The 24,104-nt window shown below is 40.0% G+C and carries 19 protein-coding genes, 2 pseudogenes and 1 other annotated feature; of the genes and pseudogenes, 11 read left to right on the top strand and 10 right to left on the bottom strand.

What is annotated here, in order from left to right; all coding sequences use genetic code 11:
• Positions 1 to 12: 12 nt before the first annotated feature.
• Positions 13 to 885, bottom strand: a complete 873-nt coding sequence (locus ACP69X_RS16650) for an AraC family transcriptional regulator (RefSeq protein WP_041087046.1) — start codon at positions 883 to 885, stop codon at positions 13 to 15.
• A 215-nt stretch (positions 886 to 1,100) separates the two neighbouring features.
• Between ACP69X_RS16650 and ACP69X_RS16655 the strand changes: the two genes are divergently transcribed.
• The 4 genes and pseudogenes from ACP69X_RS16655 (at position 1,101) to ACP69X_RS16670 (ending at position 5,762) form a co-directional block, all read left to right on the top strand.
• Positions 1,101 to 1,988 carry a helix-turn-helix domain-containing protein gene (locus ACP69X_RS16655; RefSeq protein WP_426052892.1) on the top strand — a complete coding sequence of 296 codons (888 nt, stop codon included), beginning with the start codon at positions 1,101 to 1,103 and terminating at the stop codon, positions 1,986 to 1,988.
• 224 nt (positions 1,989 to 2,212) lie between these two features.
• Positions 2,213 to 2,476 (top strand) — a binding site (T-box leader).
• 56 nt (positions 2,477 to 2,532) lie between these two features.
• Positions 2,533 to 4,194, top strand: a pseudogene (locus ACP69X_RS16660) (2-isopropylmalate synthase).
• A complete protein-coding gene (locus tag ACP69X_RS16665; protein ID WP_426052893.1) occupies positions 4,195 to 5,283 on the top strand; it encodes a helix-turn-helix domain-containing protein in 1,089 nt (362 codons plus the stop codon). It abuts the pseudogene before it with no gap.
• A gap of 2 nt (positions 5,284 to 5,285) precedes the next feature.
• Positions 5,286 to 5,762, top strand: coding sequence for a YbaK/EbsC family protein (locus tag ACP69X_RS16670; protein ID WP_426052894.1), 477 nt, complete (start codon positions 5,286 to 5,288; stop codon positions 5,760 to 5,762).
• An 88-nt stretch (positions 5,763 to 5,850) separates the two neighbouring features.
• Here ACP69X_RS16670 and guaA read toward each other — a convergent pair whose 3' ends face one another.
• The 5 genes from guaA to ACP69X_RS16695 form a co-directional block, all read right to left on the bottom strand.
• On the bottom strand, positions 5,851 to 7,392 hold the full coding sequence (guaA, locus tag ACP69X_RS16675) for a glutamine-hydrolyzing GMP synthase (RefSeq protein WP_024424487.1): 1,542 nt from the start codon (positions 7,390 to 7,392) through the stop codon (positions 5,851 to 5,853).
• 186 nt (positions 7,393 to 7,578) lie between these two features.
• Positions 7,579 to 9,783 carry a DUF4129 domain-containing transglutaminase family protein gene (locus tag ACP69X_RS16680; protein ID WP_269104185.1) on the bottom strand — a complete coding sequence of 735 codons (2,205 nt, stop codon included), beginning with the start codon at positions 9,781 to 9,783 and terminating at the stop codon, positions 7,579 to 7,581.
• Positions 9,784 to 9,792: 9 nt separating this feature from the next.
• Positions 9,793 to 10,983: a DUF58 domain-containing protein gene (locus tag ACP69X_RS16685; protein WP_426052895.1), complete on the bottom strand. Its 1,191-nt coding sequence runs from the start codon at positions 10,981 to 10,983 to the stop codon at positions 9,793 to 9,795.
• The gene (locus ACP69X_RS16690; protein WP_073979374.1) at positions 10,980 to 11,942 is read right to left on the bottom strand and encodes an AAA family ATPase; all 963 of its coding nucleotides are present in this window, start codon (positions 11,940 to 11,942) and stop codon (positions 10,980 to 10,982) included. Before ACP69X_RS16690 ends, ACP69X_RS16685 begins: the two co-directional genes overlap by 4 nt.
• Positions 11,943 to 12,044: 102 nt before the next feature.
• Complete coding sequence (locus ACP69X_RS16695) at positions 12,045 to 12,944, bottom strand: cation diffusion facilitator family transporter (RefSeq protein WP_041087027.1); 900 nt, start codon at positions 12,942 to 12,944, stop codon at positions 12,045 to 12,047.
• A gap of 482 nt (positions 12,945 to 13,426) precedes the next feature.
• On the opposite strand from ACP69X_RS16695, the pseudogene gabP reads away from it, so the two are divergent.
• The 3 genes and pseudogenes from gabP to ACP69X_RS16710 all read left to right on the top strand — a co-directional run.
• A pseudogene (gene gabP / locus ACP69X_RS16700) lies at positions 13,427 to 14,823 on the top strand (GABA permease); the annotation flags it as partial.
• 89 nt (positions 14,824 to 14,912) lie between these two features.
• Positions 14,913 to 16,445, top strand: a complete 1,533-nt coding sequence (locus tag ACP69X_RS16705) for a multicopper oxidase family protein (protein WP_041087023.1) — start codon at positions 14,913 to 14,915, stop codon at positions 16,443 to 16,445.
• A 274-nt stretch (positions 16,446 to 16,719) separates the two neighbouring features.
• Positions 16,720 to 17,091 (top strand): carboxymuconolactone decarboxylase family protein, encoded by a 372-nt coding sequence (locus tag ACP69X_RS16710; RefSeq protein ID WP_039176890.1) that lies wholly within the window; start codon positions 16,720 to 16,722, stop codon positions 17,089 to 17,091.
• 214 nt (positions 17,092 to 17,305) lie between these two features.
• Here the strand turns inward: ACP69X_RS16710 and ACP69X_RS16715 are convergent, their stop codons facing one another.
• Positions 17,306 to 18,355 (bottom strand): hypothetical protein, encoded by a 1,050-nt coding sequence (locus tag ACP69X_RS16715; protein WP_426052896.1) that lies wholly within the window; start codon positions 18,353 to 18,355, stop codon positions 17,306 to 17,308.
• A 73-nt stretch (positions 18,356 to 18,428) separates the two neighbouring features.
• Positions 18,429 to 18,797: an RlpA-like double-psi beta-barrel domain-containing protein gene (locus tag ACP69X_RS16720; protein WP_024424478.1), complete on the bottom strand. Its 369-nt coding sequence runs from the start codon at positions 18,795 to 18,797 to the stop codon at positions 18,429 to 18,431.
• A 209-nt stretch (positions 18,798 to 19,006) separates the two neighbouring features.
• Here ACP69X_RS16720 and ACP69X_RS16725 point away from each other — a divergent pair, with 209 nt between their 5' ends.
• From ACP69X_RS16725 to ACP69X_RS16735, 3 genes are all read left to right on the top strand, one after another.
• Entirely contained in the window at positions 19,007 to 19,681 is a 675-nt protein-coding gene (locus tag ACP69X_RS16725; protein WP_041087018.1) for a hypothetical protein, read from the top strand.
• A gap of 125 nt (positions 19,682 to 19,806) precedes the next feature.
• On the top strand, positions 19,807 to 20,274 hold the full coding sequence (locus tag ACP69X_RS16730; RefSeq protein WP_269104189.1) for a hypothetical protein: 468 nt from the start codon (positions 19,807 to 19,809) through the stop codon (positions 20,272 to 20,274).
• Positions 20,275 to 20,412: 138 nt separating this feature from the next.
• Positions 20,413 to 20,763 carry a DUF4064 domain-containing protein gene (locus ACP69X_RS16735; RefSeq protein WP_025092751.1) on the top strand — a complete coding sequence of 117 codons (351 nt, stop codon included), beginning with the start codon at positions 20,413 to 20,415 and terminating at the stop codon, positions 20,761 to 20,763.
• 30 nt (positions 20,764 to 20,793) lie between these two features.
• Here ACP69X_RS16735 and ACP69X_RS16740 read toward each other — a convergent pair whose 3' ends face one another.
• On the bottom strand, positions 20,794 to 21,237 hold the full coding sequence (locus ACP69X_RS16740) for a hypothetical protein (protein ID WP_131245217.1): 444 nt from the start codon (positions 21,235 to 21,237) through the stop codon (positions 20,794 to 20,796).
• A gap of 236 nt (positions 21,238 to 21,473) precedes the next feature.
• Here ACP69X_RS16740 and ACP69X_RS16745 point away from each other — a divergent pair, with 236 nt between their 5' ends.
• Positions 21,474 to 22,010, top strand: a complete 537-nt coding sequence (locus ACP69X_RS16745; RefSeq protein ID WP_041087011.1) for an LptM family lipoprotein — start codon at positions 21,474 to 21,476, stop codon at positions 22,008 to 22,010.
• A 447-nt stretch (positions 22,011 to 22,457) separates the two neighbouring features.
• On the opposite strand, the gene groL is transcribed toward ACP69X_RS16745, so the two are convergent.
• On the bottom strand, positions 22,458 to 24,092 hold the full coding sequence (gene groL / locus ACP69X_RS16750; RefSeq protein WP_024424467.1) for a chaperonin GroEL: 1,635 nt from the start codon (positions 24,090 to 24,092) through the stop codon (positions 22,458 to 22,460).
• Positions 24,093 to 24,104 lie beyond the last annotated feature (12 nt).

Consider the following 24,104-nt stretch of genomic DNA (forward strand, 5'->3'; position numbering starts at 1 on the left):
TCTTAATCCCCCTTATTCCTCGATAGGAATATAGATTTTCATTTTGATATCGTTCGGGCCATTCGAATGTAAGACATCTGTTATTTCAAAATCTGGTCCACTCGTTCTTTCATAATTAGAATTTGGAAGCCAGCTACCATAGATATATCTTCTAGTGTTTTGCACCATTTCATGAGATCCACTCACTTTAAATTCTGCATATTTCCCCTCAGGAATCACTATTTTTACAAACCCTTCATTTAATTCTATATCGAAATCCTCCACTTCTTCCCCTACCACAAACGAAAAATGGCCATCATCTTGAAAAGAAGTAGATATACCATAAGCCATATGAGGTGCTATTTTCTTTTGAATCTGTTGATAATACTCCTTTTTTCCAAAATCCATATAAAACAAAGGAATGTCAGTGAAATATTCCTCGTTTTGAAGATTAGTTTGATACTCGTAACCAATGATATAAAAATTGCCTAATTGAGTGATAACAGGTTTATTCATATTGAGTTCACTGTCTAGCTTAGATTGGTACGCTAAAAAATCCATTTTGTTTTGTTGCTTTAACACCATTTCCTCTTTTCTAAACCTACCTGGTGTCACCCCAAAGAATTGTAAAAAAGCACGAGTAAACGCTTCTTGAGAGCCATATTGGAAAGCAATCGCTATGTGTAAAATGTTCTGTTTTGTTTCTTTCAGTAACCTAGCAGCTTCAGAAAGCCTTCTATTTCTGATATACTCTTGCACAGAAAAACCTGTAATAGCTTGAAACAGACGCTGAAAATGAAACGCTGAAAAGCAGGATTTCGAGGAAATATCCTTTATACTTATATTGTTTTGGAGATTCTCCTCAATAAACTCTATCGAATGTTGTATTCTCTCATAGTAATCCATTGTTTCTCCCCCCTCTATCTTTATTTTATTACTTACCTCATCTTTTTTTTGATCATTTGTGCTAATTGTTTATTTTTTAATAGCCTCTCACTTATTTTTTCTTAAAAAGCTTGTATTTCTGTCTCTATTCTTTGATATTGAACATAGCACAAAAAGTCAAGTTTCCTCAAAAGCATTTGCGCTATACTAAACTCGTAAGGCAAGGAGGTGCTCGGTTGTCCTATCAAGAACATGAGAAAACGATTCAAGAAACATTAAATTATATTGAACAGCATCTGAAAGATGATTTACCGCTTCAAACTCTAGCGAAACACGCTGGTTATTCTAGGTTTCACATTCACCGTTTGTTCAAAAGAGTGATTAAGAAATCAGTTGTGGATTATATAAGGGAACGACGGATGACCCAAGCGGCGAAGGATTTAATTCATACAGACCAAAGGGCGATTGATATCGCATTGCAGTATCGATTTGGTTCACAGGAATCCTTTACTAGAGCCTTTAAGAAGATATATGACATGTCACCCGCACGTTATCGGAAGTTACTAAGGAATGTCATTGATGAGGAGGAAACAGATATGGCTGATCATCAGAACACACCTACTGGCTGGATTATGACGGGGGATACCCCATCTGATTATGAAACAGGTTTGGATAACAGAATTGTACACAGTGGTACTACCTCAGCTTACCTGAAATCAAAGGATGAAAAAGCACGAGGATTCGCGACATTGATGCAGCAAATTAAGTCTGATCGTTACCGTGGAGAACGCCTTCAATTTTCTGCTTTTGTTAAAAGCGAAGATGTGAAAGGCTCAGCTGGTTTATGGATGAGAATCGACCATTCTTCAGGTGAAGTTCTTGCGTTTGACAATATGATGAACCGTCCCATTACAGGAACAAACGGCTGGAATCATTTTAGTGTAGTTCTAGATGTTCCAGTAAAAAGTGAAGTGATTGCGTTTGGCATATTACTACATGGTCAAGGTCACATTTGGATGGACGAACTTAGTTTTAAAACGGTAGATGAAAGTGTGCCAGTGACAGAACAAAATACTGTGGATGATTTAGAGGATGAACCAGTGAATTTAAATTTTGAAGGCTAGCAGACTGAATTTAAGAGGAGGTTCATTGCCATAAAAAAAATTGGTGCGATTTTATTGTTCGCTATGAATTCACTCACCTTTATTTGTGGCCTTGGATTTTTATTTGGTGAAGAGGATTAAATGAAGATAAGACATCCATAGGACAAAAAAAATCAATTGAAAAAGATATCCCTGTCACTATCTCTTTTTTATAGACTTGGTATAATAGAAAAAATCAGAAAAATGAGAATGCGATGATAAGGAATAGTACTTGCCGAAATGTTTTCAGAAAGTTGCTGGCTGATGAGAAGCAATAACAAAAGGCAGGGAACTCACCTTAGAGTAGCCTTAGTGAAATGAAAAGGATTGATGTAGTTAAGGTCGGCACCCCACCGTTATATGGGAAGGATATAAGATCAAACAATCTGTATCCGAATAAGGGCATGATAATGTTTGTTTATCATGAAACAGGGGTGGTACCGCGTAAGAAGTAGTCTTTCGTCTCCAAGTTAAATCTTGGGGATGAAAGGCTTTTTTTATATTCCAATTACAGGAGGAATCGATGATGTTTAATCACAAAAAATACGAAAAGAAATACTTTTTGCCACCGAACCTTACTTATGATTGGGTGAAGAAAGAAACATTAGAAAGTGCTCCGATATGGTGCAGTGTGGACTTACGGGATGGAAATCAAGCATTACCTATTCCTATGAACTTAGAAGAAAAATTAGAAATGTTTCAGTTACTAGTAGAGATAGGTTTTAAAGAAATTGAAATCGCATTTCCAGCTGCTTCTGATACGGAGTTTAGGCTGTTACGGACACTGATTGATCATCATATGATTCCAGACGATGTCAAGATTATGGTGATCACGCAAGCGAGAGAGCATATTATCCGCCGAACGTTCGAAGCCATTAAGGGGATACCGAAAGCGATTGTTCATTTATATAATTCGACTTCAGAAGCGCAGCGCAGACAAGTATTTAAGAAAACAAAAGATGAAATTAAACAAATTGCCATTGATGGAGCTATTTTAGTAAAAGAACTTGCCGAAAAAACAAATAGTGATATTTATTTTCAATATAGTCCAGAAAGCTTTCCAGGAACAGAAGTTGATTATGCGTTAGATATTTGTAATAGTGTTTTAGATATTTGGAAACCGACACCAAATCATAAAGCAATCATCAATATTCCGACAACAGTTGAATATTCAATGCCTCATATCTTTGCAAGTCAGATTGAGTATATACACAAAAATCTGTCTTACCGAGACAGTGTGACATTATCTGTTCATCCTCATAATGACCGTGGCTCTGGGGTGAGTGATGCAGAATTTGGTGTTCTGGCTGGCGCAGAAAGAGTCGAAGGTACATTATTTGGTATCGGTGAACGTACAGGGAACGTAGACTTGATTACCTTAGCGATGAATATGTATTCACAAGGTTATGATCCAAAATTGAATTTCAATAACCTAGAAGCTATTCGTAAAAAATATGAAAAACTAACAAAAATCACTGTTCCTGAGAGGCAGCCCTATTCTGGGGAGATGGTTTTCACTGCATTCTCTGGGTCACATCAAGATGCGATATCTAAAGGTATGAAATATAGAATAGAAAATAATGTTGATAAATGGGACGTTCCGTATATCCCAGTAGATCCAGTTGACTTGGGGAGGAACTATCAAACGGATGTGATTCGAATCAATAGCCAGTCTGGAAAAGGCGGCATAGGCTATATACTATAAACAAATTATGGCATTAAACTTCCTTATCAAATGAATGAAGCCATGGGATATGCAGCGAAAAAAGTATCTGATCAGACAAATAGGGAATTGTCTATCGAAGAAATATATCATGTTTTTGAAAAGCAGTATGTTGATTTTCACCCTCATTTCCAGCTGCTTGATTATCAATTTAATAAGGGAAATAAGCAGGAAGTCACCTTAACTTTGCTGAGAGATCAGCAACAAATTGACATACAAGGAACTGGCACTGGAAGTTTAGATGCCATCAGTAACGCGTTAAAAGCATATTTTCATCTCGAGTATGTTTTGGAAGTCTATGAACAGAATTCTTTGGGCAAGGATTCCGAAGCAAAAGCCTGTGCACAGATTGGAATTTCATCTCAAGGAAAAATGCATTGGGGTGCGGGAATTGATAAAGATATTATAGAAGCAACAGTGAAGGCCCTGGTGGTGGCAGTAAATAAACTAGAGGTTTGGATGTAGATGGAAAAAGATAAACTTGAAAAACATGAAGTGATGCAATATTTAAGAGAATATAACGAACAAGAAATCTTTTATCAACAATACCAACAGAAAAAGCATGACAACACATCATTGCAATTATTTTTGAAGGATTATGATAAACACAGTCTAATGCATAAACAAATATATATAGAAGAATTTTTGCTAAAAGGGCAGAATGAATTTGAAAAGGAAGATACCATGTGGTTAGATCAGGAGAAAGATATCGAAGTAAGAAAGTATAGCCGCTTTATGCCCCAATTGTCGGCTATTCATGATTTCTTTGAGATGATCTATGTTCTGGAAAATGAGATGTATGTAGAAGTGGAAGGCAAAAAAATGGCTTTAAAATCAGGAGATATTGCCTTTATCCCACCTAACACAATTCACAAGCCAATTGTAATGGAGAATACAATCGCCATGCAAATCATGATCCGTAAGAGTACTTTTCAAAAAGTGTTTTTTAAAATGTTAAAAGGAAATCATGTCATTTCAGAGTTCTTTTTGAATGCATTGTATATAAAAGAAAATAAAAATATTCTTATTTTCCATAGTCACTTGGATAAACATTTGCTAGACTGCTCTCTTCAATTATTTACAGAAAATTATAATCGGCTCCCTAGTTACCAGTTGATTATGAATAATTTGTTTGAGATATTATTATGTCTCTTATTAAGATTCAAACCAAGCCATATGAACGTCAATCAGGTCAAACAATCTAGTGATATACGTATGATTCAAATGCTCCAATATATTCAGCAATGTTGTGAACATATCACCATCCAGGAGATGGCAGAGGAATTTAACCTTTCCCAATCTTATCTGTCAAAATATATAGCTCGTAAGCTTGGCAAATCATTTCGTGAGATTCGACAAGAAATAAGATTGGAAAAAGCCTGCGAAATGCTCACTGGTAGCCATTTACAAGTAGATCATATTGCGGCAGCCGTTGGTTATCAAAATGCAGAGCATTTCATTCGTTTATTTAAGAAAAAGTATCACCTAACACCACATCAATATCGTTTAAAAAATAGATCATGTCAAATCAATACAAATAAAAAGGAGAAATGATCATGTCAATCAAAAAAGTAAAAGATTATTTTAAACAATATGATATGGATACTCGAATTCAAGAATTTTCAGTATCTAGTGCAACCGTAGACTTGGCTGCTTCTGCACTGGGCTGCGAACCTGAAAGAATCGCAAAAACACTCTCCTTTCTAGTAAATGGACAAGCTATTTTAGTTGTGACCTCTGGCGATGCAAAAGTTGATAATAAAAAATTCAAAGAATATTTTAAAACAAAAGCTAAAATGCTTTCTCCTCATGAGGTTGTTGACTTGGTCGGTCATGAAATTGGCGGAGTATGTCCTTTTGCTATAAAGAATGGCGTTTCTGTTTATTTAGATATTTCACTCAAACGTTTTGAGACAGTCTATCCAGCCTGCGGGAGCAGTAACAGTGCTATTGAACTCACAATAAAACAATTAGAAAAATACTCCGGTTATTCAGAATGGATTGATGTGTGTAAGGGATGGAATGATGAATGAACACATGAAGACGGAAGGAAAAAGTGCAGTTAAAAATAAAAAAGAGCTAGAAACCCTTGATACACAAAGGTTTCTGGCTCTTTTACAATTATTCCCACTCTATTGTAGCAGGCGGCTTACTCGTAATATCATACACCACGCGGTTAATATGCTTCACTTCATTCACGATACGAGTCGAGATCTTCTCAAGTACATCCCAAGGGATTCTTGCCCAGTCACTCGTCATACCATCAATAGACGTAACAGCACGGATGCCGATTGTGTAGTCGTATGTTCTTGCGTCACCCATGACACCTACGCTGCGGATGTCTGGGAGAACTGTGAAGTATTGCCAGATGTCGCGCTCAAGGCCGAAGTTGGCAATTTCTTCGCGTAGAATCGCATCCGATTCACGGACGATTTCTAGTTTTTCTTCAGAAATTTCACCTAGTACACGGATACCTAGTCCTGGACCTGGGAATGGCTGTCTCCAGACGATGTCATCAGGAATGCCAAGCTCTGAACCTAAGGCACGGACTTCATCCTTGAATAGCGTATTGAGTGGCTCAATCAATTCGAACTGCATGTCTTCTGGAAGACCGCCTACGTTGTGGTGAGATTTGATTGTTTGTGCTGTTGCTGTTCCGCTCTCAATGATGTCTGTGTAAAGTGTTCCTTGTGCTAAGTAGTCGATTCCTTTTAGCTTGTCCGCTTCGTCATCGAATACATAGATGAATTCGTTACCGATGATTTTACGTTTTTGCTCAGGATCAGACACACCTTTTAGCTTGTTTAAGAAACGATCTTTTGCATCTACTTTAATCACGTTCATGTTGAAACCTTCGCTAAATGTTTTCATAACCCCTTCTGCTTCGCCTTTGCGAAGAAGACCGTGGTCAACGAAAATACATGTCAGCTGATCGCCGATGGCTTTGTGGATCAATACCGCCACAACAGATGAATCGACACCGCCGCTTAGTGCGCACAATACTTGCTTGTCGCCTACTGTTTCACGGATTTTCTGCATTTCGATTTCAATGAAGTTTTCCATTGACCATTTGCCATCGCAATCACACACACCGAAGACAAAGTTTTTCAATAGGTCATTTCCGTACTCAGAGTGACGAACCTCTGGGTGGAACTGAACGCCATAGAAATTCTTCTCAGCTAAGCTCATCGCTGAGTTTGGACAATGTGCACTTGTTGCATCGACTGTAAAGCCTTCTGGTACTTCAACAACGAGGTCACCATGGCTCATCCAAACGACTTGATCCGTTGGAAGGTCTTTGAATAAAGCAGGTGTTCCGTTAATATGAATATCTGCTTTTCCATATTCACGCTGGCTGGCCGCTTCTACTTTCCCGCCTAAATAGTGAGTCATGAGCTGCATGCCGTAGCAAATGCCTAGAACCGGAATGTCTAGATCAAAAATCTTTTCATCACAGCGGAAAGATCCTTCATCATAAACACTGTTTGGTCCACCAGAAAGGATGATTCCTTTAGGCGCCATTTCTTTAATTTCTTCAGCAGTTAAAGTGTGCGGATGAAGCTCACTGTACACACCAAATTCACGAATACGGCGTGTGATCAGCTGGTTGTACTGACTGCCGAAATCGAGAACCAAAATCATTTCATTTACTAAATTTGTCATGGTGTCACCTCTATGTCCAATATAGTTTTTTATAAACGCACAGAAAAAATGAGAGGAGAAAACCTGCTCTCAGTGTGAATCACGCTTTTGAAGCGCCCAGACTCACATCCGAACGCTTCAATTTCATGTATTTTAGAAGGTTTTAATATTCACCTATTCTAACAACAGGAAGGTACGCGGTCAAGACTATCTCCTGTTTATTAAATTTTCCCATAACTTTGCCGACTGCTGCCAAAGCGCCGACGAATCCTCTCGCCGATAAAGCGCACGTTCATAGAGCTGCGTCAGCTCTGACATGTGATGATCTCCATCCTTGTCATCGATCAAAGAAGCGAATTCTCTTAGCGTCATACCTGGCTTTTTCTCAATTCCCCTGCGCCCTAGCTGCTTTAATAGAGCCGCATATGCATAGAAGAATGCTTCATCCTCTGGCAGACGATTCACCTTTCTTACAATAAAGAATGGCAGCCATCTTATTCTGAATCGATAAAGCATCCAGCTGATGAATCCAAGCAGAACAATAGCTCCTGCCGCATAACCTGCAATTGAACCAGCATGTACCATATTTGGCTTTGCCTTCGCAGTTTGTTCCTTTGGTTGTGCCGGCTGCTCTGTCTCCTGCTGCTGCGGCTGGTCTTGCGGCTGATCTTCACTTGCATCAGAACTAGACTGATTTTCTTCTTCCCTTTGATCATCCGTTTGATCGCTTGAAACGGCTTCATTCGTAAATGTCTCTGGGTTTGTAAATCCTTTTGTCGGTTCAAAGGTGACCCAGCCTCTGTTTGGAAAATAAACCTCTACCCATGAATGCGCATTGTTATTGGTTACTTCATACACATTGTTTCCATCCATTTGTGTTTCATATAACTGGCCAGACGTATACCCTTTCACCCATCTCGCCGGAATGCCGATCGAACGAAGCATCACAATCATAGAGGTTGAAAAATTATCACAGTAGCCAATCATCGTATCAAATAAAAATTGATCCACATAATCTTCATTACGACCAGGCACAGCGACATTTTGCGTTTCATATGAAAACTTCGCAGATCCTAAATAATCCTCGATCGCTTTCGCTTTATCATACATATTATCCTTCGTTTCCGTTAAGCTGTTTGCCAAAGTTTTCACACGCTCTGGAAGTGACAATGGAAGCTGCAAGTATTCACGGCCAACCTGCTCATTCACCTGCTTCCTTGTCGGTACTTTGATTCTCTGTAAATCCTCTAGGATAAATGTAGGGGATAAAAAGCTGACTTGATAGTTCCCTAAATTTTTGGGTGGGTTTTGCATAGACGGGACAATTTTCTCCGTCTTGCCTATGATTTGCAGCGGAATGTTTTCCATTGGTGTCAGCATGATCGTTCCAATAGGATACACAGCATGATTAAATCGATAATCCGATTCTATATCAACTCTCGTTTCATGCTCCTCTGTTTTCACTCGCTCAGTAAACCACCGATTCGGCACAGTGTCATCCTTTAGCCGAGTAGGCTTTGTATCATTTGATGCATCCTCCCAGCCCTTTCCTGTGTAAATACTTTTTGTTTCTACACGAAAATAAGTCGGCTCCTTTCCGCTCCACTTAAAGACTGGTGTACGGTCCTCACTAAACGGTCCGCCAAGCGCCGAATCATCTGCACTATATCCCACTTTATTCTGCCCGGCTGCCCCATCTTGATTCGTGACCGCCTTAAAAAACGGGACAGGATCGGGCCATTTCGGATCAGACTTTGGCAAAGAAGCACCGAGTGACGCTGATAGAAGGACGAGCGCCAGCATAGGGAAAAACCACTTTAGACGCGCTTTCTGAGACACTCGAACGCCCTCAGCTGAACGCAGTCGATCGAAATACAGCAATCCAAGCAAACAAAAGCCAAATACCATAATACGAACGATCGCAAAGGTCGCATCATATGGCGTAAACGTATCAAGAATCGTGACATACACAATCGTCATCAGTAAAAAGAAAAAGATACGCTGCTGATAGACCACCCAATAATGAAGCAAGTAGACAAGCAGCCACAGCAAAATATAAAACAACAATGTGCGGAAAGAGGGATACATATCACTCCACATACCCATGCTCATTAACGTGATATTATCCTTAATATCAGCAAACAAAGCAGACGGATAGCCTGGCGCTGATTGATAAAAGATCAAATATAAGGCGAGCAAAATCAGTCCAGCACAAATAGGAAACGTCACATACCACTTCAGACGAAAGAACGTAAACAAACACGTAAGCCCGATAAAAATGATGAAATAAGACGTATGGCTCGTCTCTGTAAAATCTTGAAGTGGACGAAGCCACTCCCATAGCAGCAGAAAAGCTACAGCATAATAGATGAACAATTCAAAACGGCTTTGCCGCAGATGCGTATGCAGCATAAATGTTTGTCACCTCACAGTTCTTTCGTGCAGCCGGTCTTCAAATAAAAGGGTGATGCCTATTCCAGAGGTCTTGAGCCGGTCTGCAAGCTGTTTTTCTTTTGTCGTCAAACGGTCAACGGCTTTCTTCACTAAAAGCACGGTGATGTTCTTTCTATTTCGATTTCCAAAGAGACTTGCCGCAAGCTCCTCCTGCAGCTGACCTGTGACGACATATTTTCCTGAATGCTGATACTCACTCGCTGCTAACGGTTTATATTCTAGTGCGCGGGAAGGCTGATGCTGCAACCTTGTTAAATAATAAAGCATGTCCTGTAAATGAAGTTCTCCTTGATCGACTCGAAAGGCATGCTGATCCCCTAGAGGGACAAGACCTGACGGCACTCCTTTTTTCACAGCCGTTTGAAGAACAGATGCTGTAATAGAGACAACTGTTTCAAAAACAGCTTGATCAGTAAAATCAGCAAACACGACAAGGTCCTTTGCTTGATTCTGTTCAAATTCCTTCGTCATCAGCTGGCCTCTTCTGGCCGTCGTCTTCCAATCCACCCAAGCAAAACGGTCTCCTTGCTGGTATTCCCGTACGCCTGTTGTCACATGGGTCGGTTCATTTAACCACGAGTGAACCGCTTTGCCTCCATTTTCACTGACTGACTCAGCAGGCTCTACAGGGATATCCAGCACTTTTGGGTAGACAAGCAGTTTTTTCTCTAGCGGAATGATGATTTCTTTTTCAACAAACCCAAACATATCACCTGTTTTGATTCTAACCGCTGTCAAATGATGCTCTCCCCGCGGAATATCATTCAATTGATAAGAAAAACTCCATGTTTTGCGAAACCAAGGAAACAGCATTTGCTTCATTTCAATCTGTTCCTGTAAATGAAAGGTGTCTGGCGGAGCATCCTCAATCATGACGTAAACGTACGGAAATGGTAGTGTCCGCTTGATTTCAAGGTCAACGGACAGCACATCCCCCGCCTTCAAGCGGGTTTGCTGTAATGCCCTCTTGGCTGTCGCGCGAAGAGGTACGAGCGCAAACAGCAATGCATACAAAGCATATGGTAAAAATGCATAAAAAAGGAACCAGCTCACAAACCCTCCCTGAAACATGGCATAACAAAAGGCTGCCGCAGTGAGAATGATGAGCATCATCACCCGTAACCATAATGAAGCTGCTAAACGATGACGTGACTTCATTGAGTCATCGACTTTTGAACTGGCACGCCAATTTGCTCAAGCATTTGTCGCAGCAGTGTCTCCGCCTTCTTCCCTTCATATGTCGCTTCTGATGTCAAAATCATACGATGCGGTAATGTATAAGGCACCAAATACTGTACATCATCAGGAATCACATAATCGCGCTGATTCAAAAGCGCATACGCCTGTGCCGCTTTCATCAAGGCGATCGATCCCCTTGGACTGACACCTAGATAAACAGATGGGTGTTTACGCGTCGCTTGAGCAATTTCAACAATATATTCTTTAATGGATGCATCCACATGAATGGTTTGAACAGCCTGCTGCAATGCATGGATATGTTCCTTTGTCATGACGGCTTGGAGCGTACCAATCGGGGATTGCTTCTCCTGCAAGTTGAGCACCTCCAGCTCCTCGAGCATAGTCGGATATCCCATCTGCAGCTTGAATAAAAACCGGTCCATTTGCGCTTCTGGCAGCGGATAAGTTCCTTCATATTCAACTGGATTTTGCGTCGCCATGACGAAAAATGGATCCGCAAGCGGCATCGTTTCTCCGTCCACTGTGACACTGCCTTCCTCCATCGCTTCAAGTAATGCTGATTGTGTTTTAGGAGAGGTCCGGTTGATCTCATCAGCTAAAATAATCTGCCCCATGATCGGTCCTTGCCTAAATTCAAATTCATTCGTCTTTTTATTGTAAATCGACACGCCTGTTACATCTGAAGGCAAAAGGTCAGGAGTGAATTGGATTCTCTTAAACTCACAACCAATGGATTTTGCCAAAGCACGAACCATCATCGTCTTCCCTACACCAGGCACATCCTCTAGCAGCACATGCCCCTTCGCCAAAATCGCAACAAGGCTTAATATCGCAATGTCTTTTTTCCCAACCATGACTTTATTGATGTTATCTACGATTTTTTGTAAATCTGAATGCATCGGTTCTTCAAATGCCATCCTGATCCTCCTATCACGTTTCTGTCAAATTTCATATAGTCTAACTTTACCATACAACACGCATTTGCATATAACATCAGCACGTATAAAAAAGAAGCCTTCTCACGATGGAAAAGACTTCTTCTCTTCTTTCGGCTCACTTGCTGGCTCCATATGAACATGAGAGTGTAAAATATCATGCTCCTGCTTCATTCTGCGTTCAATTTCATCTGCAATATCATGGCTTTCTGCTATGTTCAAGTTGGGCTCGACCTCAACCACTACATCCACATGGACTGTACTTCCAAGATAACGCGCTTTAATATCCTTTAAATCTCCCACTCCTGGTGTTGCTTCAATGGTCTCTTTATATTTAGACATATCTTTGATATGAAATCCGTCTGTTAACGAATGAGAGGCATCTCTGAAAATTTCCCACGCAGTTTTACAAATAATTAAGCCAATGACAAACGCAGCAAGCGTATCAATCCATGCCAGCTGAAATTGAGAAGCCATAATTCCTACAAATGTTCCAATACTCACATACGCATCTGATTTATTATCAGCAGCTGCCGCATGAAGAGCCTGGCTATTGATCCGTTTGGACAGATTGCGGTTATAAATATACACACCGTACATCACTACAGCACTTCCTGCTGCCGTCCAAGCTGCGATCATATCCGGCGTTTGATGCTCAGATGAGAAGAGCGACTTGCCTGCACTAAGCAAAACCTGAAGCCCAACAAGCATCATGATAAAGGAAGCCACAAGAGACGCAATATTTTCCGCTCTAAAATGACCGTATGGATGATCTTCATCAGGCGGCTTTTGAGAAATACGCAGCCCAATCAACACAGCAAGTGATGCAATTATATCCGTCGTGTTATTCAATCCATCTGCCGAAAGGGCCTCTGAATGAAACGCGTACCCAATAATGAGTTTGACCGCAGATAAGATCACATAGGCAATGATGCTGACCCAAGCACCCGTTTCACCTTGTCTTAATTCGTTATAGCGCTCCATGTCGAACCGCGCCTCCTCACACATCACTTTTCTATTATTTATCTTACAAAGCAAAGCCCGTGTGGGTCTACAGCAACATGATTCGCTTATGTCAGCAAAATAGGATAAATAGAAATGTGTTGACCTAAGTAAACTTATTTTTACAAGGTCAAATGACCTCAAGACCTACTCCTATCAACCTTTTTCCAATTCTCTTCGAAATGGATATATCGTCAAATCTCTCTCCTCGGGGAAATTATCAGAATAATTTTATTTTGTGACACAACTTCCCCACTCCCTTTTTTATGTTATTTTAAGAATCATCCGAAGGAAAAGAGGGAACATAATCTCTCAAATCCTTTATACTTTTTAACATCATGTTAAGAGCTTTGAAATGTCAGTTTGATAACCTGTCCAATGCTGAATGACAATTCAGTATGATAAAATTTAAAATATTCTAAAAACAAATTCTCTATTCATGAGAAATGTTTGGAGGTAAAGAAATGTCCAACATGACAAACGGTCTTCAAAAAAACCTTAAAACAAGACATATTTCGATGATCTCCATTGCTGGGGTCATTGGGGCAGGGCTATTTGTTGGTAGCGGCGCTGTCATTCATTCTGCAGGGCCTGGATCCATTCTTTCCTATTCTTTTGCCGGACTTCTGGTGATCTTTATTATGAGAATGCTCGGAGAAATGGCATGCGCGTATCCGACAAGCGGTTCTTTCTCACAATATGCGAGCGATGCGATCGGTCCATGGGCCGGTTTTACAATCGGCTGGCTTTACTGGTTCTTCTGGGTGATCGTCATCGCCATCGAAGCCATTGCTGGTGCTGCCATTATTCAATATTGGTATGGAGATGCACCTGTTTGGCTCACAAGTCTTATCCTCACAATCCTCTTAACATTAACAAATATCTTTTCTGTTAAATCTTTTGGCGAATTTGAATATTGGTTTTCATTGATTAAAGTCGTCAGCATCATTCTCTTTCTACTCATTGGTTTTGCATTTATCTTTGGTTTTGGCGGTCATCATACTTCAGGTCTTGCCAATCTAACAGGAAACGGCGGTTTCCTTCCAAATGGATTCAGCTCTGTGTTACTCGGAATCGTCGTCGTCATCTTTTCCTTCATGGGAACGGAGATTGTGGCAATAGCGGCCGGTGAATCAGCAGACCCAGTCAAATCTGTGACGACAGCCACACGCTCTGTTGTATGGCGTATTATCGTATTCTATGTCGGATCAATTGCTGTCGTTGTCACCTTACTTCCGTGGAATTCCGCAAGTATTTTAACAAGCCCGTTCGTTGCGGTATTAGAATACATCGGTGTTCCATCAGCCGCTCAAGTCATGAACGTCATTGTCTTAACAGCTGTTCTATCTTGTTTAAACTCCGGATTGTACACAACGTCCAGAATGCTTTATTCATTAGCAGAAAGAGGCGAAGCGCCGAAACGCTTTATGAAAATCAGCAAACGTGGTGTTCCTGTAGCGGCTACAGTCGCAGGTACCTTCTTTTCCTACATTGCCGTCATGATGAACTATTTTTATCCTGAAACCATCTTTTTGTTCTTAGTCAATGCATCTGGCGCCATTGCCCTTCTTGTCTACTTGGTCATCGCCGTTTCACAATTAAGAATGCGCCGTAAAATCGAAAAAGAAAATCCAGAACAGCTCAAAATCAAAATGTGGCTGTTCCCATACCTCACGTACTTTACCATTTTGGTCATTTGCGCCATCTTGACATCGATGCTGTTTATCGAATCCATGCGGCCACAGCTCATTTTGACGAGTATCATTACCTTTAGCGTACTAGCTGCTTATTTTATCTTTAAACCGAATAAAAAAGTGCCTGCAAATGCGGCGCTCGAAAATAAACACCCGTAATTCTCCCGCTGAAAAGCGGGTTTTTTTATTTTATTCACCTATTTGGATGTCCGCACTTATACTGTATCAAATTGTATTTAAGTGAGGATTAGTCAACATGAACCTAGAAAAATTTGTTGACGAGCTTCCAATTCCAGAAGTCGCGGAGCCCGTCAAAAAGAACCCAAGACAAACGTATTATGAAATTGCTATGGAGGAGGTATTCTTAAAAGTTCATAGAGACCTGCCCCCAACCAAGCTATGGACCTATAATGGCAGCTTGCCTGGTCCAACCATTAAAGCCAATCGAAATGAAAAGGTCAAAGTGAAATGGATGAACAAATTGCCATTGAAACATTTCCTCCCTGTCGATCACACCATTCATCCTGGGCATCACGATGAACCAGAGGTCAAAACAGTCGTTCATCTGCATGGCGGTGTCACGCCTGCAAGCAGTGACGGCTACCCAGAGGCCTGGTTTTCAAGGGACTTTGAAGCAACCGGCCCTTTTTTTGAAAGAGAGACTTACGTATACCCAAATCATCAGCAAGCCTGCACATTGTGGTATCACGATCATGCGATGGCATTGACACGACTAAATGTGTACGCCGGTTTAGCTGGGTTTTATTTGATCTCAGATGCATTTGAAAAGTCCTTAGAGCTTCCGAAAGATGACTATGACATTCCTTTAATGATTATGGACCGTACGTTTCAGGAGGATGGCTCACTGTTTTACCCTAGCAGACCAAACGACACGCCAGAGGACAGTGATATTCCAGACCCATCCATCGTGCCCTTTTTTTGTGGAGAAACAATCTTAGTCAATGGAAAAGTATGGCCGTATTTAGAAGTAGAGCCGCGAAAATACCGTTTTCGTATTTTAAATGCGTCCAATACTAGAACTTATGAGCTGCATCTAGATAACGACGCTACAATCATGCAAATTGGTTCCGATGGTGGATTTTTGCCAAGACCCGTTCGCCATCAATCATTTAGCATCGCGCCTGCTGAACGTTTCGATGTCATCATCGACTTTTCAGCTTACGAAAACAAAACGATCACTCTCAAAAATACAGCCGGCTGCGGACAGGATGTGAATCCTGAAACAGATGCGAACATTATGCAATTCAAAGTCACACGTCCGCTAAAAGGAAGGGTACCTAAGACATTACGTCCGATTTTCAAACCGCTGCCACCGCTTCGGCCAAGTCGAGCTGATAGAGAGCGTACACTCACACTTACAGGCACACAGGATAAATACGGCCGCCCTATCCTATTGCTCGATAACCACTTTTGGAATGACCCCGTCACGGAAAATCCTCGTCTTGGCAGTCTAGAGGTTTGGTCCATCGTCAATCCAACTAGGGGTACACACCCCATTCATTTGCACCTTGTTCAATTTAGGGTTTTAGACAGAAGGCCGTTTGATACAGAAGTCTATCAATCGACAGGAGAAATCGTGTATACAGGGCCAAACGAAGCTCCTCCTTTACATGAACAAGGCTACAAGGACACCATTCAGGCGCATGCAGGTGAAGTCATTCGGATCGTTGCTCGATTTGTTCCATATACCGGCCGATATGTGTGGCATTGTCATATTTTAGAGCATGAAGATTATGACATGATGAGGCCGATGGATATCATTCATTAAAAATGAAACCACTCTTCCGCTATATGCGTAGAACTTTTATGAAACTGCTGATTACAAAGGGGCTAACGGACATCTATTCATTAGCCCTTTTATGATCCATTTCAAAATGGAAAAATAAATCGCATGAATCATTCCTTTGAAGAGCATTACCACTTAAAAAGTTGACGCAGCAAACCGATAATACTACTATATACCCATTACATCTATCAAAAGGCACATAAGCCATAATGAACGAACAAATGGAAAATTGCGATAACAAACGGAGGAGTTCAATTTGAATGAAGAAAAAGAAACTTGCCAGGTCAAACAAGAAACAGCGGCAGGTAACAGAGAGAAGCTTTCAATTCATGAGAACGAAAGCATTCGGTCAAACATTGAACAACTAACCATTGAACTCAGTGAACAAAAAGAATTCAACCACTTCATATTAGATGAAAAACAAAAGGCCATCAGCACATTATCTTCCCTCATCACAAAAGGCGATTGTGATGAAGACTTAAAGACTCATTTTGAACAAGCATTACATATTGGACTTTCTGTCATAGAGATTATGGAGATTATTAAACACTGTACAAAGGTTGCTGGCTTCCCTCACTCCATTAATGCCCTGTTTATCTTTCAAAACTTATTAGATGAAAACAAATAAAACAGAGAAAACGAGATGTCATCAGCCCTCTCGTTTTTTTATGTTCACTCATATTACTCTTTTTCTTTTTTTCTGTCACATAAGCAAAATATGAAAATAGCCCTCGTATCACTGCTTAAAAACTAATTTTCTTCCTATAAATTCACCATTTCTTCAGCATTTCAAGTGACAAAATAAAAAAACGTCCAGTTATATAAATAACTGAACGCTTCCTTTATCGATTGACAGTGAAATTGTTAACGATTCCGCCATCCTTCTCCCAAGCGGCTTCAACCGTTTTCTTCTTCATATTGTATTCAAAAATCGTTCTTACCTTCGCCTTTCGTCCAGTGTCATCCTTTAATTCTTTTGCGTTCTTTGCAACACCTAAGAAATAAATAGACGACCCGTCCGTAGAAAATTGCGGCTGTGCAGCACTTAAAATATGAACATCCTGACTGTTTTTAACGAGTGTCGTCGTTTTTCCTGTTTCTATATCAAGCATTTTAATAGAGGATATTTCTTTTTCTTTACGAACCTTTACTTCTGTATAAATCAATTTCTTATGATCTGGAGAAAATGAAATATCATTGATCGTTTGTGAGATGCGTGCAATGCGTTTCCCCTTCTCACCTGTTTGAAGGGTGATCTTCATGGTTGTTGGTTCAGGATCTCTGCCCTTTTCATTTGCTTCATCAGTTTTTTGATAATCTTCTTTTAAAGAATAATGCTGGATCGCCAAATCATTTGAAGTCGGATCATATGCAAAAGAACTCACCGTATCGTCCTTGCTTTTTTCTGGATACAGCTCCTTCATTTTGTGTGTTTTCAAATCAAAAGACGCGACATAAAATTGCTCTCCAGAATCCTTGTTATACCTAAGAAATAACTTCTTCCCATCACCAGACAGCCTCATACTGTCGATGGAATCATCACTCGTAAACAGTGTTTTTTCTTCTTCAGATTTCACCTTTAATTCGCGAATACTCACCTTTTGCGTATCTTCATCTGTATACGTGTAATATAAAACTTGTTGCGTAGAATCATAAGCAATCGAAGGATATGCTGTCAGTTTCTCCGTATGAAGCGCCCGATCATGCAAGTAATAAGTATTGTTTAACTTTTGATCTGTAAATGAAACGAGCAATTCGTCTTTTGCATCTTGATTTGTTTTGACTTTCCCTGCATGTTTTGCCTCTTGCCCCGGCTTCATCATGAAGAAAATAACTGCCGCAATCACTGCGACGCCAATGACTGTGATGATCCACCATGTTGATTTTTTCATTGCCTTTCAGACCCTCTCTACAAGAAAAGAAGCCAGAAAATGAACTTTTCCCGCTTCTTTGCATGCCTATGTATTAATAAGTGTAATGCCCTTTTACGACACCTTTACTTGTTTTATACCCAAGTGCTTTGAATGCTTTTGGACTTACGTCTAGTACAGCATTTGGCATTCTGCCTACATCATATTTATATACTGTAATCACTTTATGTGGTTTCGCTTTTGTTGTCACTCTTAGTTTTGTACCTTTTTTCGGTACGTCAAAGCCCATTTTAGTTGCTGCATCCCAATGACCGAGTTTTTTTCCATCTGCGCCTTTTTTGCCGACACCATTGTACCAAGTAATATTGCCGCTTACTTTTTTTGCACTTGCTCCATGTGAGAAACTGAATGCTAAAAATAAACTAGCTACTGTTACGATTGTCGTGATAAGCTTTTTATTCATTAAGAAATCCTCCGTTTTTGGTTTCTGAACTCATTATACATGAAGATGAACCCAGTTATTTTACAGACAGATTACAATTCAAATACAAGTTGACCACTTTATGACCGATTAAGTTCATAAATACTGCCAAAACCAGCCAGAACATTGTAAGTAGCTCCCCTCTTTCATTTTATATAATGAAGGTGAATCAAATTTAAGGGGGAATTTTCATGAAAAAGTGGTTCACTGTTTTGATTGTAAGTTTGGCCTTCGTTTTGATGTTTTCAAGTCTTCCTGCCTCAGCGGCTAGTCCTCGTCACGGCGCCATTGTGACACAAACGGATGAAGCCAAATGGTCAGGTATCTCTGCCGATATTGTCCTGCCGAAAACAGCCACCATTAAAAACGGCTATGCGGACTGGTATCTCGGTCTCGGCTCTGCCGTTGTAGAGAGCGGTATTTCAAAAACGTCTTCTGGCTATAAGGTCTTTCTGGGCAGCGGCTCACAAGGCGGCAGTAAATACTGGAACAGCGAATACGATTCAAGTATTAAAGATGGCGCACGCGTCAACTTAAAGCTTATTAATAATGGTGATGGTACGGTGTCACTATATGTCAATGGGAAACTGCGCTATAAGCAGCCTGTTTACAACCCTAGCCGTCTGAAAAACCTTGATGTTGTCAAAATGGTACACGGCGTACAGGATAATGGAACAAACAGCTATTCACAAGCAAGCTTTTCGAATGTACAGCTTCGTGCAAATACATCAGGAAGTGTCTATAAAAATTGGGATGGGTCAATCAAATCATCGCTTTTACGTAAAAATTTAGAATCTGGTGCTGCCACTCCTAAATTCACCGTTATTTCTTCTATCCCATTAAGTACAAGCCTTTCAGCACAATAAGAAATAAAGCACCCGATAGAGGGTGCTTTTTATTGTTCACAGCTTATCAACACTTCTCTTTTAATCAAAACAAGGATTCGTGGTAACATAAGCATACATACTTCGAAGAAAAAAGGAGATCGAACGTGAAAAAAAGTCTACTTGCTTTCATGAGTTTAGCTGCAATTCTCTGCATCCTAGCAGCTTGCTCAAATACGACGAAAGAACAAAAAACAGAAACGAAGGCACTTCCAACAATTAATGAACGCATTCAAAAGGAAACGAAAGAAGTGATGGAGCAGTCTAAGCTCATCAAAGACACTGACATCACCGTTGATCAAAAGAAAAAAGTCATTTCTTTAAACGTAACGGCTTCCTCTGATACCAATAGTGATTACGCTGAAGTCATTGGTTTAAACTTTGCAAAAACGCTGGCCATTGGAGCATCAACCGAAAAAGAAAACAATCTTCACAAACCAGAAAATGACAGCCTCGGCGCCCTCTATTCCTTTTATGACCTAAACATCACCGTGAAACAAGAAAACGGCAAAGTGCTGGCAAAGGGAACGAAAAAAACAAATGAAACAAGAATCACCTGGGAAAGAGCCCAATAACTGGACAAGAAAATCCTTTATGGATTTTCTTGTTTTTTTTAACAAAACTATTAACATTATGAAAGAAATGCCGATTAGTAAGATTGTGTTGGTTCTTAAGTACCAATAATTCTTATTTACATATCGGAGGAAAGTATTATGAAAAGAACGACAGAATTTGTTTTAGGTTTAATTGGGGGGATTTTTGGATTTTTCGGCGCAATGTTCGCTCTTGCTTTCGGAGGAATCGATGCGGCATTTAGCGATTCAGGCACTAGTGAAATTACAGGATTAGGCTGGGCAGCAATGCTTTTCTCTATTCTTGCCATTGTCTCATCTGTCATTGTAAAGAAAAAAGCAAAGCTTGGTGGAATTTTATTATTAGTATCTGCTGTTGGAGGCATTATTTCTATTTCTATGTTCTTCATCCTTCCAGCTGTATTAATCATCATTGCAGGCTGCATGGGCGTGTTTAGAAAAGAGCCTGTCGTCAATAACACAACTGCATAAAAATAGAGAATAAAGCTTGTAGAGATTGCTCTACAAGCCTTTTCTCTCTACTTTTTGTAATTCATATTGAATGGCAACAACTAACTCTATTATGTTTTCATCTGTCCAAAGATCCAACATAAATAGTATATCACTCACCATCTGTGACAAATCTTCCCGGCTCATCAATTCTTCTTTGTAAGCAGGGACAACAAAGAAATAGAGCAGATCAGCCAATTCAAGAGCGACACGTACATCTTTTTCATCCATGATAGCTTTATGCAGAGAGTGGATCAGCCATTTGAGGTCTTCATGATTTTCAATAGGAACATACATCAATTGGTGAATTTCATCTATGTTCCTTACCTTTAGAATCCTCTCAGCTGATTCCTTTGAAAGAGCCCCAATTGTATTTGAAGATATATTCAGAAACAAGAATTCATGTTGATCCTCTCTATTAACCGTCTTGATTGACGAACCATCCATTTCAAACACTCCCAATCCCTTATAATAATTCTATTATAAGGAAATTCAAGTTCGTTTTAAGTCACAAGAAGTGAATTTTATGTAATTTTAAGCTAACTGGTTTATAAAAAAACACTTCAAAACAATTATTTTCTATTTTTATCATTTTTTGTTGATTTATAGGTTCTTTTATCCTATTATAATAGTCATGGTCAATGTATAAGCAAAAGACGCTTAAATAAATTAAACAAAAGGGGATTTTCATTTTGAAGAAATTCTATGCTTTATTTTTAGCTTTAGGGCTAACATTTACACTTGCTGCTTGCGGCTCAACAGAAGATGTGTCTACAGGTGCGTCTAAAGAAAAAGAGTCTACAAGCACAAAAACACAATCAAAAAACAAAAAAGATGATGGCTCAAAGAAAATAAATGCGAGCAAACACAAAACAACTGCTCAAGGAATGAAAGTAAACCTTGGCGAAATTAAAATTATGAAAGATAGAATCAATGTTGGAATGAATATTGAAAATACGACAGATAAAGTTCTAAACTTCTATCCAGATCAAGGTAAAGCTGTAGCGGGAAGCATGCAACTAGATGCGAATATGTTTATGACTGATGGTGATATTGGTGGCGAAGTTGAAGGTGGCGTTAAACAAGATGGTGTTATTCAATTCTTAGCTCCTGAAGGCAAAGAGATCAACATTAAAAACATCAAAGAATTAAAACTGAAATTTGGAAATGTCTCAACTGACGATTACATGAATAGAAAAGACGTGACATTTACAGTAAAAGTAAAATAAACTTTCACTCATGCCCTTGAATGATGAGGGCTTTTTTTATTTGAGAACGGCTTCTGTGTAAAGGATATGCTTTATGCATACGGTCTTTAAAAAATCACGATCGCCTTTTAAAACTCTTCAAATTCTTACCACTTAACAAAAAAACCCCTACTCCTATTTGAAAGTGGGGGTTAACTCTTTCATTATTTATCGCGCTTCTTCGATCCAAACAATCCAAACACGACGGCTAGTGCAACAATAATTGCCACCCAAGTAGTAAAGCCCATATGATCACCGCTTTTCTTTTAAAATCATCTAATTTCTTCATTTTAGATAAAAATTCATTAAATTACTGTCTCATATGTAAACGGTTGAGAAACGGTGAAGGTTTCAATTCATTTAGCGTTCTTAACCAATATAAATAGACATAACAAAAACCCCTATATTTCAAGGGGTTTTCGAGGGTGTTTACATCATTCCGCCCATTCCACCCATGCCGCCCATATCCGGCATTCCGCCGCCTGAGCCGCCTTCTTCTGGTTTGTCAGCTACGACTGCTTCAGTTGTTAGAAGCATTGCTGCTACAGAAGCTGCGTTTTGAAGTGCAGAGCGAGTTACTTTTGTTGGGTCAACGATTCCTTTTTCGATCATGTTTACCCATTCGTTTGTTGCTGCGTTGAAGCCTACGCCAATTTCTTCGTTTTTCAAGCGCTCAACGATAACGGATCCTTCAAGACCTGCGTTGTGAGCGATTTGACGAATTGGCTCTTCAAGAGAACGTAGAACGATGTTTACACCTGTTTGAACGTCACCATCTGCTTCGATTGAAGCGACTTTGTTGTATACATTCACAAGTGCTGTACCACCACCGGATACGATACCTTCTTCAACTGCTGCACGAGTTGAGTTCAGTGCATCCTCGATGCGTAGTTTACGCTCTTTTAGTTCTGTTTCAGTTGCAGCACCAACTTTGATGACAGCGACGCCGCCAGCTAGTTTTGCAAGACGTTCTTGTAATTTTTCTTTATCGAATTCAGAAGTTGTTTCTTCTACTTGAGCACGAATTTGGTTCACACGTGCTGCAATTTGAGCAGAATCTCCTGAACCCTCTACGATTGTTGTGTTTTCTTTTGTCACAACAACTTTAGACGCACGGCCAAGCTGACCGATTTCAGTTGATTTCAGGTCAAGTCCTAGGTCTTCTGTGATTAATTCTCCGCCAGTTAGAACAGAGATGTCTTCAAGCATTGCTTTACGACGATCACCGAATCCAGGTGCTTTTACTGCTACTGCGTTGAATGTACCACGAAGTTTGTTCACAACAAGAGTTGCAAGTGCTTCGCCTTCTACATCTTCAGCAATAAGCAATAATGGTTTTCCTTGTTGTACTACTTGCTCAAGTACAGGAAGGATTTCTTGAATGTTTGTGATTTTTTTATCTGTGATTAAGATGTATGGATTTTCAAGAACCGCTTCCATCTTATCAGAATCTGTCACCATGTATGGTGAAGCATATCCGCGGTCAAACTGCATACCTTCAACCACTTCTAGCTCAGTTGTGAAACCTTTAGATTCTTCAATTGTGATAACTCCATCGTTGCCAACGCGCTCCATCGCTTCAGCGATTAGGCTGCCGACTTCTTCGTCTGCTGCAGAAATAGCCGCAACTTGAGCAATTGATTCTTTACCTTCGATTGGTTTAGAAATCTCATGCAAGCCTTCAAGTGCTACTTTCACTGCTTCCTCGATCCCCTTACGAACGCCAACAGGGTTTGCACCAGCTGTTACGTTTTTAAGACCTTCACGGATCATCGCTTGAGCTAGAACTGTTGCAGTCGTTGTACCGTCACCAGCAACATCGTTTGTTTTGCTTGCAACTTCAGCCACAAGTTTTGCACCCATGTTTTCAAATGCATCTTCTAATTCGATTTCTTTTGCGATCGTTACACCATCATTTGTGATAAGTGGAGAACCGAATTTTTTCTCAAGAACCACGTTACGTCCTTTTGGTCCTAAAGTTACTTTTACAGCATCTGCAAGTGCATCTACACCACGTAACATTGCGCGACGTGCTTCTTCACTGAACTTAATATCTTTTGCCATAATAACGAAACC

The organism is Bacillus sp. DC4300-2b2 (assembly GCF_049895685.1).
GTDB lineage: Bacteria > Bacillota > Bacilli > Bacillales > Bacillaceae > Bacillus > Bacillus safensis.

Bases quoted from the DNA above. Each gene is read 5' to 3' on its own strand.
- ACP69X_RS16670 (WP_426052894.1), top strand. From the start codon at position 5,286: ATGTCAATCAAAAAAGTAAAAGATTATTTTAAACAATATGATATGGAT.
- ACP69X_RS16650 (WP_041087046.1), bottom strand. From the start codon at position 885: ATGGATTACTATGAGAGAATACAACATTCGATAGAGTTTATTGAGGAG.
- ACP69X_RS16735 (WP_025092751.1), top strand. From the start codon at position 20,413: ATGAAAAGAACGACAGAATTTGTTTTAGGTTTAATTGGGGGGATTTTT.
- ACP69X_RS16695 (WP_041087027.1), bottom strand. From the start codon at position 12,944: ATGGAGCGCTATAACGAATTAAGACAAGGTGAAACGGGTGCTTGGGTC.
- ACP69X_RS16680 (WP_269104185.1), bottom strand. From the start codon at position 9,783: ATGCTGCATACGCATCTGCGGCAAAGCCGTTTTGAATTGTTCATCTAT.
- ACP69X_RS16715 (WP_426052896.1), bottom strand. From the start codon at position 18,355: ATGAAAAAATCAACATGGTGGATCATCACAGTCATTGGCGTCGCAGTG.
- guaA (WP_024424487.1), bottom strand. From the start codon at position 7,392: ATGACAAATTTAGTAAATGAAATGATTTTGGTTCTCGATTTCGGCAGT.
- ACP69X_RS16725 (WP_041087018.1), top strand. From the start codon at position 19,007: ATGAAAAAGTGGTTCACTGTTTTGATTGTAAGTTTGGCCTTCGTTTTG.
- ACP69X_RS16685 (WP_426052895.1), bottom strand. From the start codon at position 10,983: ATGAAGTCACGTCATCGTTTAGCAGCTTCATTATGGTTACGGGTGATG.
- ACP69X_RS16665 (WP_426052893.1), top strand. From the start codon at position 4,195: ATGGAAAAAGATAAACTTGAAAAACATGAAGTGATGCAATATTTAAGA.
- ACP69X_RS16705 (WP_041087023.1), top strand. From the start codon at position 14,913: ATGAACCTAGAAAAATTTGTTGACGAGCTTCCAATTCCAGAAGTCGCG.
- ACP69X_RS16720 (WP_024424478.1), bottom strand. From the start codon at position 18,797: ATGAATAAAAAGCTTATCACGACAATCGTAACAGTAGCTAGTTTATTT.
- ACP69X_RS16690 (WP_073979374.1), bottom strand. From the start codon at position 11,942: ATGGCATTTGAAGAACCGATGCATTCAGATTTACAAAAAATCGTAGAT.
- groL (WP_024424467.1), bottom strand. From the start codon at position 24,092: ATGGCAAAAGATATTAAGTTCAGTGAAGAAGCACGTCGCGCAATGTTA.